This is a genomic window from Amaricoccus sp., assembly GCF_017995835.1.
Classification (GTDB): domain Bacteria; phylum Pseudomonadota; class Alphaproteobacteria; order Rhodobacterales; family Rhodobacteraceae; genus Amaricoccus.
Map to the genome: position 1 here is coordinate 1 of NZ_JAGOID010000072.1, position 16,329 is coordinate 16,329.

At 70.6% G+C, this 16,329-nt stretch carries 20 protein-coding genes; 13 read left to right on the forward strand and 7 right to left on the reverse strand.

Annotated features, from left to right (window positions below; all coding sequences use genetic code 11):
• The coding region (locus tag KBA23_RS11600) for a hypothetical protein (RefSeq protein ID WP_290741028.1) at positions 1-189 on the forward strand (189 nt) is incomplete at its 5' end.
• Positions 190-225: 36 nt separating this feature from the next.
• Positions 226-489 (forward strand): hypothetical protein, encoded by a 264-nt coding sequence (locus KBA23_RS11605; RefSeq protein ID WP_290741031.1) that lies wholly within the window; start codon positions 226-228, stop codon positions 487-489.
• On the opposite strand, the gene KBA23_RS16855 is transcribed toward KBA23_RS11605, so the two are convergent.
• Positions 375-620, reverse strand: a complete 246-nt coding sequence (locus KBA23_RS16855) for a hypothetical protein (protein WP_366935311.1) — start codon at positions 618-620, stop codon at positions 375-377. The genes KBA23_RS11605 and KBA23_RS16855 overlap by 115 nt on opposite strands.
• 236 nt (positions 621-856) lie before the next feature.
• Here KBA23_RS16855 and KBA23_RS11610 point away from each other — a divergent pair, with 236 nt between their 5' ends.
• From KBA23_RS11610 to moaE, 7 genes are all read left to right on the forward strand, one after another.
• On the forward strand, positions 857-1,669 hold the full coding sequence (locus tag KBA23_RS11610; RefSeq protein WP_290741033.1) for a S49 family peptidase: 813 nt from the start codon (positions 857-859) through the stop codon (positions 1,667-1,669).
• Entirely contained in the window at positions 1,666-1,836 is a 171-nt protein-coding gene (locus tag KBA23_RS11615) for a hypothetical protein (RefSeq protein WP_290741035.1), read from the forward strand. The genes KBA23_RS11610 and KBA23_RS11615 overlap by 4 nt, the downstream gene beginning before the upstream one ends.
• Positions 1,833-2,624: an SDR family oxidoreductase gene (locus KBA23_RS11620; protein WP_290741038.1), complete on the forward strand. Its 792-nt coding sequence runs from the start codon at positions 1,833-1,835 to the stop codon at positions 2,622-2,624. Before KBA23_RS11615 ends, KBA23_RS11620 begins: the two co-directional genes overlap by 4 nt.
• A gap of 406 nt (positions 2,625-3,030) precedes the next feature.
• Positions 3,031-4,857, forward strand: coding sequence for an excinuclease ABC subunit UvrC (uvrC, locus tag KBA23_RS11625; RefSeq protein WP_290741069.1), 1,827 nt, complete (start codon positions 3,031-3,033; stop codon positions 4,855-4,857).
• A gap of 32 nt (positions 4,858-4,889) precedes the next feature.
• Complete coding sequence (gene pgsA, locus KBA23_RS11630) at positions 4,890-5,507, forward strand: CDP-diacylglycerol--glycerol-3-phosphate 3-phosphatidyltransferase (protein ID WP_290741041.1); 618 nt, start codon at positions 4,890-4,892, stop codon at positions 5,505-5,507.
• A 10-nt stretch (positions 5,508-5,517) separates the two neighbouring features.
• A complete protein-coding gene (gene moaD / locus KBA23_RS11635) occupies positions 5,518-5,763 on the forward strand; it encodes a molybdopterin converting factor subunit 1 (RefSeq protein ID WP_290741072.1) in 246 nt (81 codons plus the stop codon).
• Positions 5,763-6,218, forward strand: coding sequence for a molybdopterin synthase catalytic subunit MoaE (gene moaE / locus KBA23_RS11640; protein WP_290741044.1), 456 nt, complete (start codon positions 5,763-5,765; stop codon positions 6,216-6,218). The genes moaD and moaE overlap by 1 nt, the downstream gene beginning before the upstream one ends.
• A gap of 25 nt (positions 6,219-6,243) precedes the next feature.
• Here moaE and KBA23_RS11645 read toward each other — a convergent pair whose 3' ends face one another.
• The 3 genes from KBA23_RS11645 to KBA23_RS11655 form a co-directional block, all read right to left on the reverse strand.
• Positions 6,244-6,573: a hypothetical protein gene (locus KBA23_RS11645; protein ID WP_290741047.1), complete on the reverse strand. Its 330-nt coding sequence runs from the start codon at positions 6,571-6,573 to the stop codon at positions 6,244-6,246.
• On the reverse strand, positions 6,560-8,440 hold the full coding sequence (locus KBA23_RS11650) for an OmpA family protein (protein WP_290741049.1): 1,881 nt from the start codon (positions 8,438-8,440) through the stop codon (positions 6,560-6,562). Before KBA23_RS11650 ends, KBA23_RS11645 begins: the two co-directional genes overlap by 14 nt.
• Positions 8,441-8,565: 125 nt before the next feature.
• Positions 8,566-9,252 (reverse strand): response regulator transcription factor, encoded by a 687-nt coding sequence (locus tag KBA23_RS11655; RefSeq protein ID WP_290741051.1) that lies wholly within the window; start codon positions 9,250-9,252, stop codon positions 8,566-8,568.
• Between the two features lie 161 nt (positions 9,253-9,413).
• Here KBA23_RS11655 and ribA point away from each other — a divergent pair, with 161 nt between their 5' ends.
• From ribA to lpxB, 3 genes are all read left to right on the forward strand, one after another.
• On the forward strand, positions 9,414-10,502 hold the full coding sequence (ribA, locus tag KBA23_RS11660; RefSeq protein ID WP_290741054.1) for a GTP cyclohydrolase II: 1,089 nt from the start codon (positions 9,414-9,416) through the stop codon (positions 10,500-10,502).
• A gap of 209 nt (positions 10,503-10,711) precedes the next feature.
• The gene (locus tag KBA23_RS11665; RefSeq protein ID WP_290741056.1) at positions 10,712-12,289 is read left to right on the forward strand and encodes a DUF262 domain-containing protein; all 1,578 of its coding nucleotides are present in this window, start codon (positions 10,712-10,714) and stop codon (positions 12,287-12,289) included.
• 41 nt (positions 12,290-12,330) lie between these two features.
• Entirely contained in the window at positions 12,331-13,521 is a 1,191-nt protein-coding gene (gene lpxB, locus KBA23_RS11670) for a lipid-A-disaccharide synthase (RefSeq protein WP_290741059.1), read from the forward strand.
• Between the two features lie 353 nt (positions 13,522-13,874).
• Here lpxB and KBA23_RS11675 read toward each other — a convergent pair whose 3' ends face one another.
• The gene (locus KBA23_RS11675; protein ID WP_290741061.1) at positions 13,875-14,171 is read right to left on the reverse strand and encodes a hypothetical protein; all 297 of its coding nucleotides are present in this window, start codon (positions 14,169-14,171) and stop codon (positions 13,875-13,877) included.
• Between the two features lie 97 nt (positions 14,172-14,268).
• On the opposite strand from KBA23_RS11675, the gene KBA23_RS11680 reads away from it, so the two are divergent.
• Positions 14,269-14,490 carry a hypothetical protein gene (locus KBA23_RS11680; RefSeq protein WP_290741064.1) on the forward strand — a complete coding sequence of 74 codons (222 nt, stop codon included), beginning with the start codon at positions 14,269-14,271 and terminating at the stop codon, positions 14,488-14,490.
• A 10-nt stretch (positions 14,491-14,500) separates the two neighbouring features.
• On the opposite strand, the gene KBA23_RS11685 is transcribed toward KBA23_RS11680, so the two are convergent.
• The gene (locus tag KBA23_RS11685) at positions 14,501-15,724 is read right to left on the reverse strand and encodes an MFS transporter (protein ID WP_290741067.1); all 1,224 of its coding nucleotides are present in this window, start codon (positions 15,722-15,724) and stop codon (positions 14,501-14,503) included.
• Entirely contained in the window at positions 15,721-16,314 is a 594-nt protein-coding gene (locus KBA23_RS11690; protein WP_290741075.1) for a hypothetical protein, read from the reverse strand. Before KBA23_RS11690 ends, KBA23_RS11685 begins: the two co-directional genes overlap by 4 nt.
• Positions 16,315-16,329: the final 15 nt, after the last annotated feature.

Below are 16,329 nucleotides of genomic sequence, written 5' to 3' on the forward strand. Positions count from 1 at the left end.
TCGCACCCGACCATCGCCGAAGATCGCGCGATGACCACCGCGTCGCCGCCTGCCTGCCAGCGCGATGGTCCGCGCAGGCAGGCGGCGACGCTACCGGCGAACTACACCACCACCGGGGACACGACCCTTTGTCGGGGCTCTTCGGATCAGGTTGAGGGCGATGTGCTTGATGGTAGTGAGGTGGCGTGATCGGCTCGCAGGCCGCATTCGTCGTCGCGAAAGACGATGTCCATGACCCAATGCAGGCCGTTCTCCACCGCCCAGTGGTCGCGCACGGATGGCGCCGATCTGGTCGGCAGGCAGGCGCGTCTCGCGCTCGGTCCTGCCGGTCCCGCCGGACATCTCGCGGCGGCGCCCGAGCATGACGACGGCGTTCAGGCCGGGCCAGCCGTGGCGGCCGTCGAGCCATGCAACGTCGTGGATGACGGTGACGGCACGGGTCTCGATGCGTCCGTGATCGAGCGCGGGCAGAGGATGTCGCCCGGATGATCATGGGCCGGCGTGCCTGCGGCGAACCGCCGCAACGGCGCCCGCTTCGCCGCGCCGAAGCGGGCGATATCGGTCACGGTCTCGGCGCCCGCCCGAACCGCCAGAAGACACAGCAGCAGCACTTCCGGCAGAGGATACGCTGCCGCGGCTCCGGCAGATCCTCAAAACAGCGCAGAAAAACAACGGACTCCGCAATCGCCTCGCAACCACCCGAACCCACATCCACCGAAACCGTCCCCCTCACACCAAGAGGACTCCGACAGAGTCACCGCTTCAGACATCTGTCACCAACTCATTCACCCGATTGCCCCGGGTTGGCCCGCGCTTGGACTTGCGGGCTCGCGCGCGCGCGCCTAGATCTCCGACGATGAGAAATCCCTTGAGCCTCCTGCGCCGGCGTGGCGTCGTCTCGGTGATCCGGCTCGTGGGGGTGATCGGCGCGGGCGCGCGCTTCGGCGCGTCGTCGCTCTCGGACGCCGGCGTCGCGCCGCTCGTGGAGGCGGCGTTCTCGCGCGGTAAGCCGCTCGCCGTCGCGGTGGCGATCAACTCGCCCGGCGGCAGCGCGGCGCAGTCGAGCCTGATCGCCGCGCGCATCCGCCGCATCGCAGACGAGAAGCGCATTCCGGTCCACGCCTTCGTGGAAGACGTTGCGGCCTCGGGCGGCTACTGGCTCGCCACGGCGGCCGACCGCATCCATGTCGACCCGAACTCGATCCTCGGCTCGATCGGGGTGATCTCGGCCTCGTTCGGCTTTCAGGACTTCATCGCGCGGCACGGCGTCGAGCGACGGCTCCACACCGCGGGCGAGGACAAGAGCCTGCTCGACCCGTTCCGCCCGGAGCGTCCGGAGGACGTCGTGCGACTCAAGCGATTGCAGGAGGTTATCCACGGGAACTTCATCGACCAGGTGAAGTCACGGCGGGGCGAGCGGCTGAAGGGCGACGACCTCTTCAGTGGCGACATATGGATCGGCCGCGCCGCGGTCGACGTCGGCCTCGCGGACGAGGTCGGCCATCTCGTTCCCACCATGCGCCGGCTCTACGGCGAGGACTTCCGCTTCCGGATGGTGACGCCGCGGCGGCCGCTGATCCGGCGGCTCGGGCTGCCCGGCGTGGCCGATGCGCTCGGCGGGCTCGAGGATCGCGCCGTCTGGGCGCGGTTCGGGCTGGCGGCGCCATGACCACGAAGCTCGCCATCCTGCTGCTGGCCGTAGCACTGCTGGCGAGCCTCCTCGCGCGCGGGCGCAAGGCGCGGCCGCCGACGCGCGCGGTCGAGGCGGCGCGGAAATGCCCGGAATGCGGCGCGTGGGTCGTCGCAGGAGCGCGTTGCGATTGCGAGGGGGCGTGAGCCCACCGTTTCGCGCAGCACTCGTGACCGGCGCGGGCCGCCGGCTCGGTCGGGCGATGGCGCTCGAACTCGCCGCCCGCGGGACCGCGGTGGCCGTCCACTACAATACCAGCCGGGACGAGGCCGAGGCGGTCGCGGCCGAGGCGCGCGGTCTCGGCGTCGCCGCCGTTGCGCTCGGCGCCGACCTGCTCGACTGGGACGCGACGGACGGTCTGGCGCCCGCGGCCGCGGCGGCGCTCGGGGCGCCGCTCGACGTGCTGGTCAACAACGCCTCGATCTTCGAGCACGACACCATCGCCACCGCCACGCGAGAGAGCTGGCGACGACACCTCGGCTCGAACCTTCGCGCGCCGTTCCAGCTGATCCAGGCCTTCGCCGCACAGGCGCCGCGCGCAGGAAGGGACGCTGCCGGCGAGCCGGTGGCCCGCGCTGTCGTCGTCAACATGATAGACCAGCGCGTGCTGAAGCTCACCCCCGAGTTCGCAACCTATACGATAGCGAAGTCGGCGCTCTGGGCGTTGACGCGGACGGCGGCGCAGGGTCTCGCGCCCGACGTCCGCGTCAACGCGATTGGGCCCGGGCCAACGCTCCGGGCCGAGCGGCAGACGCCGGCACACTTCGCGCACCAGCGGGCGGCGACGGTCCTCGGGCGCGGCGCGTCGGAGGCGGAGATCTGCGCGGCGCTGCGTTTCCTCCTCGACGCGCCCGGCGTCACGGGCCAGCTCGTCTGCGTCGACGGGGGCCAGCATCTGGGCTGGCGCACGGCCGACGTCCTCGGGGTTGAGTGATTGCGAGCCCTTCCAGGGCCGGGTCCGGGGCGGCTCGGGCTTGACTTTCCACCGCTCGGGTCGCCCTCGCGAAAACGTTACGATTCTGTCAACGATTCCATAAATTTAGTTAAGGCGTCTAATTTTTTCCAGAGAATACAGGCGCTTATCAATGTGCCTAAAAATCGGGCAACCACCCAAACGGGCTCGAATTCCACGGGAAAGCCATTGCGCCGGGTTTTTCTTCACAGACTTATCCCCAGATTCCGTGGACATCTTCGGCCTTGCAATATGGCCTTCGCAAAGGCAACGAGACCGGGAATCAGTCAGTGATCGCGACCCGAGAGTGACCTCCGACACGCGCCACGACCAGCCGGCTTTCGACGAGGACGGCGTCCCCAAGGGACCCGTCCGGCTCGGCCATGCCGTGATCCGTGACTACCTCCGGCGCCTCGACGACAAGCCCGGCGTCTACCGGATGCTCGACCAGAAGGGCGATGTGCTCTATGTCGGCAAGGCCCGCAGCCTGCGCAAGCGCGTGGCCTCCTACGCCAAGGCGGTCGGTCACAATGCACGCATAGGGCGAATGGTCGCGGCCACCGCGTCGATGATGTTCGTGACGACGGAGACCGAGACCGAGGCCCTGCTGCTCGAACAGAACCTGATCAAGCAGCTCAAGCCGCGCTTCAACGTGCTCCTGCGCGACGACAAGAGTTTCCCCTCGATCATCCTCACCGGCGAGCATGCTTTCCCGCGCCTCGCCAAGCACCGCGGCCTGCGCAAGGAGAAGGGGCGCTACTTCGGGCCCTTCGCCTCGGCCGGTGCCGTCAACCGCACCATCAACCAGCTCCAGAAGGCGTTCCTGATCCGCACCTGCTCGGAGCCGATGTTCGAGAGCCGGACGCGGCCATGCCTGCTGCACCAGATCAAGCGGTGCAGCGCGCCCTGCGTCGGGCTGATCGGCGAGGTGGAGTACGCGGCGCTGGTCGAGGACGCGGCGCTCTTCCTGTCGGGCAAGTCGACGCGGATCCAGGAGACGCTGGCGCGGCAGATGGGCGAGGCGGCGGCGACGATGGAGTTCGAGCGGGCCGCGGCGCTACGCGACCGGATCCGGGCGCTGACGGCGGTGCAGGCGAACCAGGGCGTGAACCCCGAGGGCGTCGAGGAGGCCGACGTGGTGGCGCTCTGGCAGGAGGGCGGCCACGCCTGCGTGCAGGTGTTCTTCATCCGCGCGAACCAGAATTGGGGAAACCGCGCGTACTTCCCGCGCGCCGGCGCCGGGATCGAGGCAGGCGAGATCCTCGAGGCCTTCATCGGGCAGTTCTACGGCAACAAGACGCCGGCGCGCTGCATCCTGACGAGCCATGCGCCCGACAACGCCGACCTGCTGGCCGAGGCGCTGACGGCGCAGCTCGTGCGCAAGGTCGAGATCAGCGTGCCGCAGCGGGGCGAGAAGGCGCGGCTGGTGGAGCAGGCGGCGCGCAACGCCCGCGAGGCGCTGGCGCGGCGGATGGCCGAGAGCGCGAGCCAGGCGGCGCTGCTCGAGGGGCTGGCCGCGGCCTTCGACCTCGACGGGCCGCCGGAGCGCATCGAGGTCTACGACAACAGCCACATCATGGGCACGAACGCCGTCGGCGCGATGATCGTCGCCGGGCCGGAGGGCTTCGTGAAGTCGCAGTATCGAAAGTTCAACATCCGCGGCACGGAGCTGACCCCCGGCGATGACTTCGGGATGATGCGGGAGGTTCTGACCCGGCGCTTCGCGCGGCTGGCGCGGGAGGAGTCCGAGGGGAGGGCGGAAACCCGGCCGGACCTCGTGCTCATCGATGGCGGCGCCGGGCAGGTGGCGGCGGCGCGGGCGGCGCTGGAGGAACTCGGGGTCGAGGACGTGACGATCATCGGCGTCGCGAAGGGCGTGGACCGCGACGCCGGCAAGGAGGAGTTCCACCGTCCCGGCAAGCCGCCGATGGCGCTCGGGCATCGCGACCCGGTGCTCTATTTCGTGCAGCGCCTGCGCGACGAGGCGCACCGCTTCGCCATCGGCGCGCATAGGGCGAAACGGGCGGCGCAGACGCGGGCGACGCCGCTCGACGAGGTTCCGGGGGTCGGCGCGGCGCGCAAGCGCGCGCTGCTGGCGCATTTCGGCTCGGCCAAGGCCGTGGCGCGCGCCGGGCTCGCGGATCTCAAGGCGGCGCCGGGCATATCCGACGCGCTGGCCGAGGCGATCCACGGCTTCTTCCATGGGGAGAGGTGACGCGCTATATCCACTCGGGAGGAGGCGGGCGGATGACCTGGACGGTACCAAACATCCTGACGATGCTTCGTCTGGCCGCCGCTCCCGGCGTTGCGCTTGCGTTCGCGATCTTCGATCGTCCCTACGCCGACTGGATCGCCTTCGGGCTCTTCATCCTCGCGGCGCTGACGGACTGGGTGGACGGCAAGATCGCGCGAGCCTGGAAGCAGGAATCGAACTTCGGCCGCATGATGGACCCGATCGCCGACAAGGCGATGGTGGTGATCGCGCTCGCGGTGATCGTCGGGCTCTGGGGGATGAAGGCGCTGATCCTCGTGCCCGTCGCCTTCATCCTGCTGCGCGAGATCTTCGTATCCGGGCTGCGCGAGTTCCTCGGCGCCAAGGCGGGCAAGCTCCAGGTGACCTATCTCGCCAAGTGGAAGACCACGGCGCAGATGGTGGCGATCCCCGTGCTGCTCCTCGCCGGGGTCTTCGAGTATGACCGCAGGCACAACGCCCCCTGGGTGAGCGACTGGTTCCACGACTGGATGGCGTGGCTCCTGTCGAACGGCGGGCTGATCCTGATCTGGATCGCAGGGTTGCTGACGCTGATGACGGGATACGACTATCTCATGAAGGCGATGCCGTTCCTGCGCGATCGCAAGCAGTGACGCCATGACCTTGAACGTGCTGTATTTCGCGTGGGTGCGCGAGCGGGTCGGACTACCGGGCGAGAAGGTGGAGACCGAGGCGGCGACGGTGGCGGATCTCGTGCGGGAGCTCGCCGCGCGCGAGGCGCGCTACGCCGCCGCCTTCGTCGACATGACCGCGGTGCGGGTGGCGGTCGACCAGGAACTCGCCGGGCTCGACGCGCCGCTCGCCGGCGTGCGCGAGGTGGCGTTCTTCCCGCCGATGACCGGCGGCTGATGGCCGTCCGGGTCCAGAGGGAGAACTTTGATCTCGGCGACGAGGTTGCGGCCCTGCGGGCCGGACGGACCGACATCGGAGCGGTGGTGAGCTTCACCGGGCTGGTGCGCGACATGGGGGGGCGGCTGACCGGCTTCGAGCTGGAGCACTATCCGGCGATGACGGAGAAGGCGCTCGCGGCGATCGAGGCGGAGGCGCGGGTGCGCTGGCCGCTACAGGCGAGCCTGATCGTGCACCGCGTCGGGCCGCTTGCGCCGGGGGACCAGATCATGATGGTGGCCACGGCCTCGGCCCACCGTCAGGCGGCGTTCGAGGCGGCGGAGTTCCTGATGGACTACCTGAAATCGCGGGCGCCGTTCTGGAAGAAGGAGACGACCGTCACGGGAGCCGCCTGGGTGGACGCGCGCGAGAGCGACGAGGCGGCGCTGGAGCGCTGGACGTCGCGCCAATCCTGAGGAGGCCGGCCCCGGGGGCCGCTCGTCACGCCTCGGTGGGCTTCCCGTCGCGGTAGGCGGCGCGGACGGCCTCGGTGGCGGCGCGTTCGCGGGCGAGGCTGGCCTCGGCGGCGGCGCGCTCGGTTTCCGCCTCGGCGAGGCGGGCGCCGAGGTCGGCCTCAACCTCGGCGAGGCGCGCCTCGGCGGCGCGGCGCGCCTCCTCGCTCCGGGCCAGCCGGTCGACGAGATCGCGGGCTCCGCCGCCGTGGCCGCCGTGGCCGCCGAGGCGTGCGGCGATCGCGCCGATCGCCCAGCCGAGCAGGACCGCGGCGACGAGCGCGCCGGCGATGACCAGGGTGAGTTCAGCGCGGTCCAATGAAGGGCTCCTCGTAAGGGGGCGCAGGGGGAAGGGCCGGCGCGAGCCGCGGCGTCAGCAGCGTGAGTTCTATCCGGCGGTTGGCCTCGCGGCCCTCGGGCGTGTCGTTCGCGGCGATCGGGCGCTCGGAGCCGTAGCCGTGCGCGGTGAAGCGCATCTGCGGCAGGTCGGCCGCCTCGAGCGCCGCCTTGACCGCGGCGGCGCGGGTTTCGCTCAGGACGAGGTTGCGGCCCGGATCGCCGGCGCCGTCGGTATGGCCGGCGACCTCGAAGTCGAGCGGCGGGCAGGCGGCGAGGATCCCGGCAAGCGCCGCGACCGCAGCCTCGCCCTCGGGCCCCAGTTCGGCGGAGCCTGGGGCGAAGACGATCGGCCCGGCGACGAGCGCCGCCGTCACGTCGTCGGCGCAGGCTCCGGGCGGGTCGGCGGCGATCGCCTGCGCCCGCGCCTCGGCCGCCGCCGCCTCCGGGTCGAACCGGATCGCGATGCGCAGCGTGCCGGGCGCCCCCTCGGAGAGCAGCGTGCGGACCCGGTCCGCGCCGTCCGGTCCGAGGGCCTCGCCGGTGATCTCGACCGCGTCGGGGGTCATCTCCAGCCGACCCGCCTTCAGCTGCGCCAGCGCCTCGACGCTGGCGAGCAGGCGGCCGGACCAGCCCGCGGGCAGGTGCGCCGCCTCGCCCATCGCGTCCTCGATCCGGTCGGGGCCGAAGAGCGCCGCGGCGATCGCTGCAACCGCCGCGTGCGACGCTGCGTCGCCGGCAGGCCCGGAGATTCTCGCCCCGCCGTCCGGGTCGAGTTCGGCGACGAGACGCGGCGTGTCGGTCGCGGCCGCCGGCGCTCCGTCGTCCTCCGGCGTCGGTGCGGCGGGCGGCGGCGCGGCGGGGGCGAGGGTGAAGCCGGCAGGCAGGGCGGCGGCGAGTTCGGCGCGGGTCTCGGCGATCCTCTCGGGCGATGCGCCGGGCGGGGGCGTCAGGGTCGCGGCCTCATCGACCAGCGCGAAGCGGCCGCCCTCCAGCGCGCGGAGCGCGGCGACGCCAGCCTCGGCGGCGCGCGGCCATTCCGGCGACGGGGCCCCGGGGCCGATCGCGCAGTCTGCGCCCGCTATCCCCGCGGAAGCGAGGATCGCGGCGGCGTCGGCGGCCGTCCCGGCGGCGCAGGCGTGCAGCTCAGGCGCTGCGCCGGGGGAGAAGGCGAGGTCGAAGCGGTAGGGGGAGATGGCCGGCCGGGGGGCGTCGATGTCGAGCGCCAGCGCGACGGCGTCCGGCCGCGCCGCTTGCAGGCGCGCCTCCACGGCCGCCCGCGCCGCCTCGTCCGCGACCAGGCCGACGACGACGACACGCCCGGGGGTGACGGAGATACGGGCGGTCGGCAGGGCCTCGAGCGCGACGAGCCCGAGGTCGAGGGCGGGCCGCCAGCCGTCCGGCGCGGGCTCGGCAAGGCGCTCCACCATGTCGCTCGCCCCTTCGGGCAGGTCGCCCGCCTCGGGCGCGGCGTCGACGGGGGCGAGGCCGATGACGGTCACTCCGTCCCCCGCGCGCAGGAGTTCGAGCGCGAAGGCGGGCGGGGGGGCCGGGGGCGCGGCGTCGGAGAGCGTGGTGTGGTCCTCGACCCGCCGCGGATCGACGACCCTGCGGGCGATCTCGACGGCGCGGAGCCGGCTCGCCTCGTCCGGGGCGTCTCCGGTCAGGCGCACGACCAGTCCGTCGGTCTCGGTTCCGGTCCAGGTCTCGCCGGCGGAGGCGAGGCCCTCGGCCACCTGTGCGCGGGAGGCCTTCTCGACGAAGACCGCGGCGCGATCGCCGATCCAGAGCGCCGCCGCCGCGGCTCCCCCGAACGCGAGGACGACGAAGGCGATGGCCCGCAACCGCATGCTCCCCCCGTCCTCCGTTCAGTCGTGTTCAGGCAAGGGTGGGATTAGGGCAGCCCCCGCGACGGATCAACCCGCCGCGAGGGCTGGCGCGCTGCGGAGGATCCCCCGCGCCGGGCGCTGGCCTGTCAGCCCACCAGCCGGTAGCCGCCGGGCTCGGTGACGAGGATTCGCGCGTTCGCGGGGTCGGGCTCGATCTTCTGCCGAAGCCGATAGATGTGCGTCTCGAGCGTGTGCGTCGTGACGCCGTTGTTGTAGCCCCAGACCTCGTGCAGGAGTTCGTCGCGCGGCACCACCGCGTCATTGGCCCGGTAGAGGTACTTGAGGATGTTTGTCTCCTTCTCGGTGAGACGGATCTTGCGCTCCTTCTCGTCGAGGAGGAGCTTGGCGGCCGGCTTGAACGTGTAGGGGCCGACGGCGAAGACCGCGTCCTCCGACTGCTCGTGCTGGCGCAGCTGGGCGCGGATGCGGGCGAGCAGCACCGGGAGCTTGAAGGGCTTCGCAACATAGTCGTTGGCGCCGGATTCGAGCCCGAGGATGGTGTCGCTGTCGGTGGCGTGGCCGGTCAGCATGATGACCGGGCACTTCACGCCCTGCTTGCGCATCAGCCGGCACAGCTCGCGCCCGTCCATGTCGGGCAGGCCGACGTCGAGAATGACGAGGTCGTAGTGCTGCTCCTTGGCCCGGGCGAGGCCGTCCGCGCCGTCGCCGGCCTCGAAGACGTCGAATTCCTCGGTCAGGACGAGTTGGTCGGCCAGCGCCTCGCGCAGGTCGGCGTCGTCGTCCACCATCAGTATCTTCTTGAGCGAGCTCATCGTTTCCTCCGTTCCTGCCGGCCATCTCGGGCGGCGGCAGGATCCGCGCAACGGCGCGGGCCCGACGCTCGCGACGGTGTGACCGTGGCGCATGGATTGTTTCATTTCCCTGGCGGCGCCACTATCGGGAACGTCCGTCCCTCGCTCCCGGCCCGCATCCCATGTCCTTCGCCCTCTCGCCCACCGAACGCCTCGCGCGGGCCCGCGCCGACCTGCGCATGGGCGCGGCGGTCGGTCTCGCGGGCGACGGGGTCGCGGCGCTGGCGCTCGCGGCGGAGACGGCGACGCCGGAGCGGCTCGCCGAGTTGCGCGCTCTTGGCCCCGTGGACGTCGCGCTCACCGCCCGCCGCGCCGGCACGCTCAAGGCCCGCGCCTATGACGGCGATCTCGCGCGCGTGGCGCTGCCGGCGGAGGCGGGGCTCGACTGGGTCCATGCCGTGGCCGATCCCTCGACCGACCTCGCCTGGCCGATGAAGGGGCCGTTCGTCAGCCGTCGCGACGGCCCGGCCGAGCTCCACCGCGCCGCCATCGCGCTTTGCAAGCAGGCGCATCTGCTGCCCGCGGCGCTGGTTGCGCCGGTCGATCCGGCCGCGCTCGACCGGCTCTGCGTCGGCGGCGTCAGCCGGCTCGACCTCACCGAGGTGCCGGTCGACGCCGACGCCGGCCCGCTCGTCGAGGCCGCCGCGGCGCGGGTGCCGCTCGAGGCGTCGCAGGCCGGCAGGGTTCACGTCTTCCGCCCGCGCGACGGCGCCGAGGAGCACTACGCCGTCGAGATCGGCACGCCCGACCGAGGCAAGCCGGTTCTGGCGCGGTTGCATTCGGCCTGTTTCACCGGCGATATCCTCGGCAGCCTGAAATGCGATTGCGGGCCGCAGCTTCGGGCCGCGCTGGCGCAGATCGGGCAGGAGGGCGCGGGGGTGCTGCTCTACCTCAACCAGGAGGGGCGGGGGATCGGGCTCGCCAACAAGATGCGGGCCTATGCGCTACAGGATCAGGGCTTCGACACCGTCGAGGCGAACCACCGGCTCGGCTTCGAGGATGACGAGCGCGACTTCCGCCTCGGCGCCAAGATGTTGCGCGAGATGGGTTTTTCCTCGGTGCGGCTGATGACGAACAACCCGCGCAAGGTCGAGATGATGCGCGCCTCCGGCGTCGTGGTCGCCGAGCGGGTGCCGCTCCGGGTCGGCCGCACGCCCCACAACGCCCGCTACCTCGACACCAAGGCGGCGAAATCCGGGCATCTGCTTTGAGCGCCGCGCCGGTCGACCGAGCCGCGGAAACCTGAAGGTTTACGGCGATTTGTCCGATGCACATCCCATGCACAAAGCATGCACGACCCGTATGCATACTGAAACAGTCGGGTTTGATTTCCTAAGGCATTGATACCTGACGGTTCCATTGCCGAAAGACAGAGGGCAAGCTATGCGTGAAATGATACTGGCCTTGAGGGATTGATGTCATGACGGCGGTTGGCGTGAATCTGGATGCCCTCATTCCGCGAGAGGATTTCGCAGCGGCCACGGTGCCGTTCAAGGGCACTCCGACGGGCACCATCGGCATGGGCCTCTTGAAAGATGACTTCTTTGCGCACAGCCTCCGCAAACCGGACTTTCAGCGTGAAACGAGCAATTGGACGCCGCAAAAGATCGTGGACCTTGTTGCCGCGTTCCTTGATGGAGACTTGATCCCTGCAATCATCCTATGGCGCTCTGGACAGTACGTATTTGTGATTGACGGCGCCCACCGATTAAGCGCCCTGCTGGCGTGGATTTACGATGACTACGGCGACAAATCCCGGTCCCTCAACTACTTTCAGAACCAAGTGCCGGAGGAACAAAAGAGGCTCGCAGACCAAACCCGCAAACTGATTGAAGCGAAAGTCGGCCCATACTCGTCCTACGTTGATGCCAACAAGACCAAGTACGCGAATGAGAAGATTCAAGAGCGCGTTGGAATGATGAATTCCAACTCGTTCATTGCCCAATGGGTGCCCGCTGTTGACGCGATCGGCGCGGAGAATTCGTTCTTCAAGATCAATCAGGCTCCCACTCCGGTCGATCCCATCGAAAAGAGAATATTGCGGAGCCGGCGATCGGCGACCGCAATAGCAACTCGCGCCATTAATCGGGGCGGCACTGGGCACAAGTATTGGGCTGAGTTCTCGTCAGATATTCAGACAAGAGTAGAGATCGCTGGAAAAGCGATCCATGATGCACTCTATCTCCCTCCGATGGGTGGATTGCCCATCAAGAGTTCCGACGTGCCAGTTGGAGGGCGAGGGTATAGCTCACTTCCGTTTTTATTCGAACTTGTTAATCTAGTGAACGGCATTGGCACGAAAGACTCGTTGGACGTCGATTCAGATGGTGCGAGAACTATAACATTTTTAGATGCCGTTCAGAAGCGTTTGCAAATGATAACGACAACGTCGGCAAGTTCTCTTGGATTGCATCCGCTCGTATATTTCTATACTAGGGGAGGGTCATTTCAGCCCGTTGCATTTCTTGCTGTTCTTCAGCTTGTTCGGAAATTGACCGAAAAAGATCAACTAGATAATTTCACTCGTGTTCGCCGGCCCTTCGAGGATTTCCTTGTCGGGCACAAAGAAGCGTTCACGCTGATCGTCAAAAGCCAAGGCGCTGGGCCTAGGAGCCGTCCAGCATTGGAAGAGTTCATGTCGCTCGCGCTCGACGGGTTGTGGGCTGGGAGGAGCGATAGCGAGATCATCGAAGGGATGGCTGCCGACAACCGCTTTCGCTTCTTCGCGACGGCCGCGCGGATCCGAGAGGGTGGTGAAGGGAAGCGGGCCTTTAGCACCAGCACAAAATCAGCGGCGTTCGTAAGCGAACTGGTTCAAAGCGGCGTGCGATGCGGCATTTGTGATGGCCTTATGCACCGCAATTCCATGACGACTGATCATGTGGAGCGAATGATAGATGGCGGGGGCGCGCACTCCGGCAATGCGCAAGTTGCTCATCCGTATTGTAATACCACCTATAAGGAGAACGTGGCCAAGCGCCGCCTGGAGGGGGTTTAGCTGCTCGTGCAGCCGTTCAACCTTCCTGACGGCCCTCGCGCGTGAACGGTCCGCGGCTCTTTCTCGTCGCCGGCGAGCCGTCGGGCGATCAGCTCGGCGCGGCGCTGATCGCGGGCCTGCGTGCGCTCGCCCCCGGCGTCGAGGTCGAGGGCGTCGGCGGCCCGGCGATGGCGGCCGAGGGCCTCGCCAGCCGCTTTCCCATGGAGGAGCTTTCCGTCATGGGCATCGCCGAGGTGCTGCCGCGGCTGCCGCGCCTGCTGCGGCGCATCCGCGAGACCGGCGACGCCGTGGCGGCGGCGCGACCCGACGCGCTGATCGGCATCGACAGCCCGGATTTCTGCCTGCGGGTGGCGCGCCGCGCCCGGTCGCTGCGGTCGGACCTGCGCGTCATCCACTACGTCGCGCCGAGCGTCTGGGCCTGGCGCCCCGGTCGGGCGGCGAAGATGGCGAAGGTGGTCGATCACGTCCTCGCGCTCCTGCCCTTCGAGCCGCCCTACATGGAGGCGGCCGGCATGACCTGCGATTTCGTCGGCCATCCGCTCGCCACCGTGCCGCGCGCCGGGCCGGAGGCGATCGCCGCGGTCCGCGCCGAGCTCGGGCTCGCGCCCGGCCAGCGGCTTCTGGCGATGCTGCCCGGCTCGCGTCGCGGCGAGGTCCGCCGTCTGGGGCCGGTCTTCGCCGCGACGTTTGCCCGGCTCCGCGCCGACGCCCCGGACCTCGCGGCGGTGATCCCGACGGTCGGGCCGGTGGCCGATCTGGCCGCCGGCATGGCGCCGGAGGGGGTGCGGATCCTCGATCCGCGCGGCATGGCGCAAGGTGCGGCCGAGGCCCGCAAGCGCGCGGCGCTGGCGGCGTCGGACGCGGCGCTGGCCGCCTCGGGAACCGTCAGCCTCGAACTGGCGGGGCAGGGGACGCCGATGGCGATCGGCTACAAGGTGCATCCGCTGACCGCGCCCGTCGCCCGGCGGCTCCTCCGCATCGACAGCTCGACGCTGGTCAATCTCGTGACCGAGACGCGGGCGGTGCCGGAGTTCTTTCAGGAGGACTGCGTCCCGGAGAAGCTGGCGCCGGCGCTGGCGCGGCTGCTCGACGACCCGGCGGCGGCGGCGGCGCAGCGGGCGGTGGGGGTGCGGGCGATGGAGATCCTCGGGCGCGGCGGCGAGCCGCCGGGATTGCGGGCGGCGCGCTCGGTGCTCGGGCGGCTCGGCCGCGAGACGGCCGGTGGCAACTGATACCGGCGAGTCTACGAGGCCACCCGGCGCAACACGGGCTAACACGCGTGATAGGTTGGGTAACTATCTGAGTATACACGATAAAAGTGCCAAATGCAAAAAAGAGGGCCGCGAGTCGTTTCATGAGCCCGCCGGTATGACACGCCTTCGGCGTGACGGCAGGCGCGAAAGACGCGCCAGCCCAGGCAGGCGCGCCCCGATTACAAGCCGCCGGAGACGCTCAACCCCCTCGCTCTCCGCGCTCGCGCGCTCCGGGCGACCGGATCGCGCGGCGCGCCACTGGCGCCCCGCTCCTGCGATCCGGGGCGCGCATCTCCCGCAGGTTGCGCCCGGGGGATCAGACGGAGTTGGTGTCACCCCACCCGCCGCAGCCGGAAACGTCCCAGCGCCGCGGCATCGACCTCGAAACCGGGGCCGCCGCGTCGCAGCCGGAACGTCCGGCGGAAGCGGCCGGCCCCGTGCATGGCGCGCTCGGCCTCGGCGCGATGCGGCTCGGCGGTGACGCCGTCGGGCAGGTCGTCGAGCACGGCCTCGCGCCGCGCGTCCTTGGGGTGCGAGCGGGCCCGGCCGGCATAGATCGCCACCGCCGCCACGGCCCCGAGCCGGAGCGCCGTCCAGGCGAGCGGTGCGAGGGGGATCGGTGCGGGCATGGGCAGGGCCTCCGTGACGCGTCCGTCGGCTCGCCGGCACTTGAACCGGCGCTATATGATGGCAAGATAGGGAATGAACACGCCCGGAGCAAATGCGATGACCGCCGAAGTCCTGCTCCTCGTTCTCGTCCTCGTCGGGACGGCGCTTTCCGCCGGAATCGGCGCGCTGATCCTTGCAGCCCTCGGCCCCGGCGGATGGCTGGTGATCGTCGCGCTCGGTCTCGCGGCCGCCCTCGTCGTCCGTCTCGCGGCCCGTCGCCTCGCCGCGCACGCGACATGGGCCCGCGACGACCTTCGCGACGAATGGCGCGCCGGCTGAGGCGGCCGGCTCAGCGTCCGGCCTGCCTGCCCGGCGCGCGTCCTTCGGCCGGGTCGGCCCAGCGCGCGAGGCCCGACAGCGCCAGCACGACGACATAGAGCAGCGGCAGCGCGGCGAAGATGGCGGCGAGCCCGGTGCGTTCCGCCACGAACCCGATCAGCGACGGCGCGAACAGCAGCCCCGAATAGCCCATGAAGGTGACGATCGAGATGCCGACGCCCTGCGGCAGCCCCGGTATGGCGCCGGCGGACGAGAAGGCGATCGGAACCATGTTGGCCATCCCGAGGCCCGCCACCGCGAAACCGAGGGTCGCGGTGGCCGGGCCGTCGGCGAAGGCGGCGGTCAGCAACCCGGCGCCGGCGACCAGCGTGCAGAGCCGCAGCGTCAGCACGGCCCCCAGCCGGTCGCGGATCAGATCGCCGCTGAACCGCATCAGCGCCATCGTCGCCGAGAACCCGGCGAAGGCCAGTCCCGCCGCCTCGACCGAGCCGCCGAGTTCATCGCGCAGGTAGAGCGCGCTCCAGTCGAGCACCGTGCCCTCCGGGGTCATGGAGAACAGCGCCATGATCCCGAGCAGCGCCGCCGGCAGCAGCGCCGCGGCCGAGATGGCCCCGCGCGCCCCGTCGCCGGCGGGCCCCGCCGCCTCCGGCGCGTCGCGCAGCGTCGCCGGCAGCGCCAGCGCCGCGATGGCGAGCACGGCGACCATGACCACGGCCGCATGGCCCCAGACCCCGGCGCGGGCGATGAGCACGCCGCCGCTCGCGGCGCCGATCAGGCCGCCGAGGCTCCAGAACCCGTGGCAGGACGACATGATCGCCCGTCCCATCCGCCGCTCGACCGACACGGCGTTGGCGTTCATCGCCACGTCCATGCCGCCGACCAGCGCCCCGGTCAGGGCGAGCGCCGCCGCCGACGTCCAGAGGCCCGGAGCCAGCGTGATGAGGAGCATCACCGGCGCGAGCGCGAAGGCTCCGGCCAGCGCCACCCGCCGCGAGCCCTCGCGCGCGAGGATCAAGCCGACGAGCGGCATCGCCGCGAGCGAGCCGAGCCCGAAGGCGAGGATCATCAGTCCGAGCGTCCCCTCGCTGATGCCGAGATCCGCCTTGAACGACGGGATCCGCGGGGCCCAGGCGCCGACGACGAGGCCGTTGGCGAGGAACAGCCCCGAGACCGCGAGGCGCTCGCGCGGCGCGAGGCCGCGAAGCGTCCCCGCCTCCGTGGTTCCGTCGGTCATGGTCGCGTCTCCACCTCGATCAGGCGCGGCCCCGCCGCCGCCAGCCGCTGCCTGAGCGCCGGCGGGGTCGCCGCCTCGATCAGCATCACGTCGATCGCCGCGAGGTCGGCCACCGCGAAGGGCGCCGCGGTCCCGAGCTTGCCGATGTCGGCGGCGACGGCGACCCGTCCCGCCCGCGCCGCGAGCGAGCGCTTCACCACGGCGTCCTCGAGCGACTGCGCGGTGATGCCGACGTCCGGGTCCACCCCGCAGGCCCCGAGCAGGAGCAGGTCGGGGCGAATCGTCTCGATCGCCGCCAGCACCGCCGCGCCGACCGCGGCGCCGATCTCGCGGTCCACCTGGCCGCCCAGCGTCACCAGCCGCACCGCCGGGTTCTCCACCAGCGCCGCCGCGATCGTCGGCGCATGGGTGATCACCGTCGCGGCGGCCTCCAGCCGCTCGGCGCAGGCGAGCGTCGTCGAGCCTGCGTCGATGAACACCGTCATCCCCGGCCCGACCAGCCGCGCCATCGCCGCGCCGAGCGCCGCCTTGGCCGCCGGGGCGAGGCGGCCGCGCGCGCTGACCGGCCCGCGCGCCGGCGCGGGCGGCAGGGCGCCGCGTTAGAC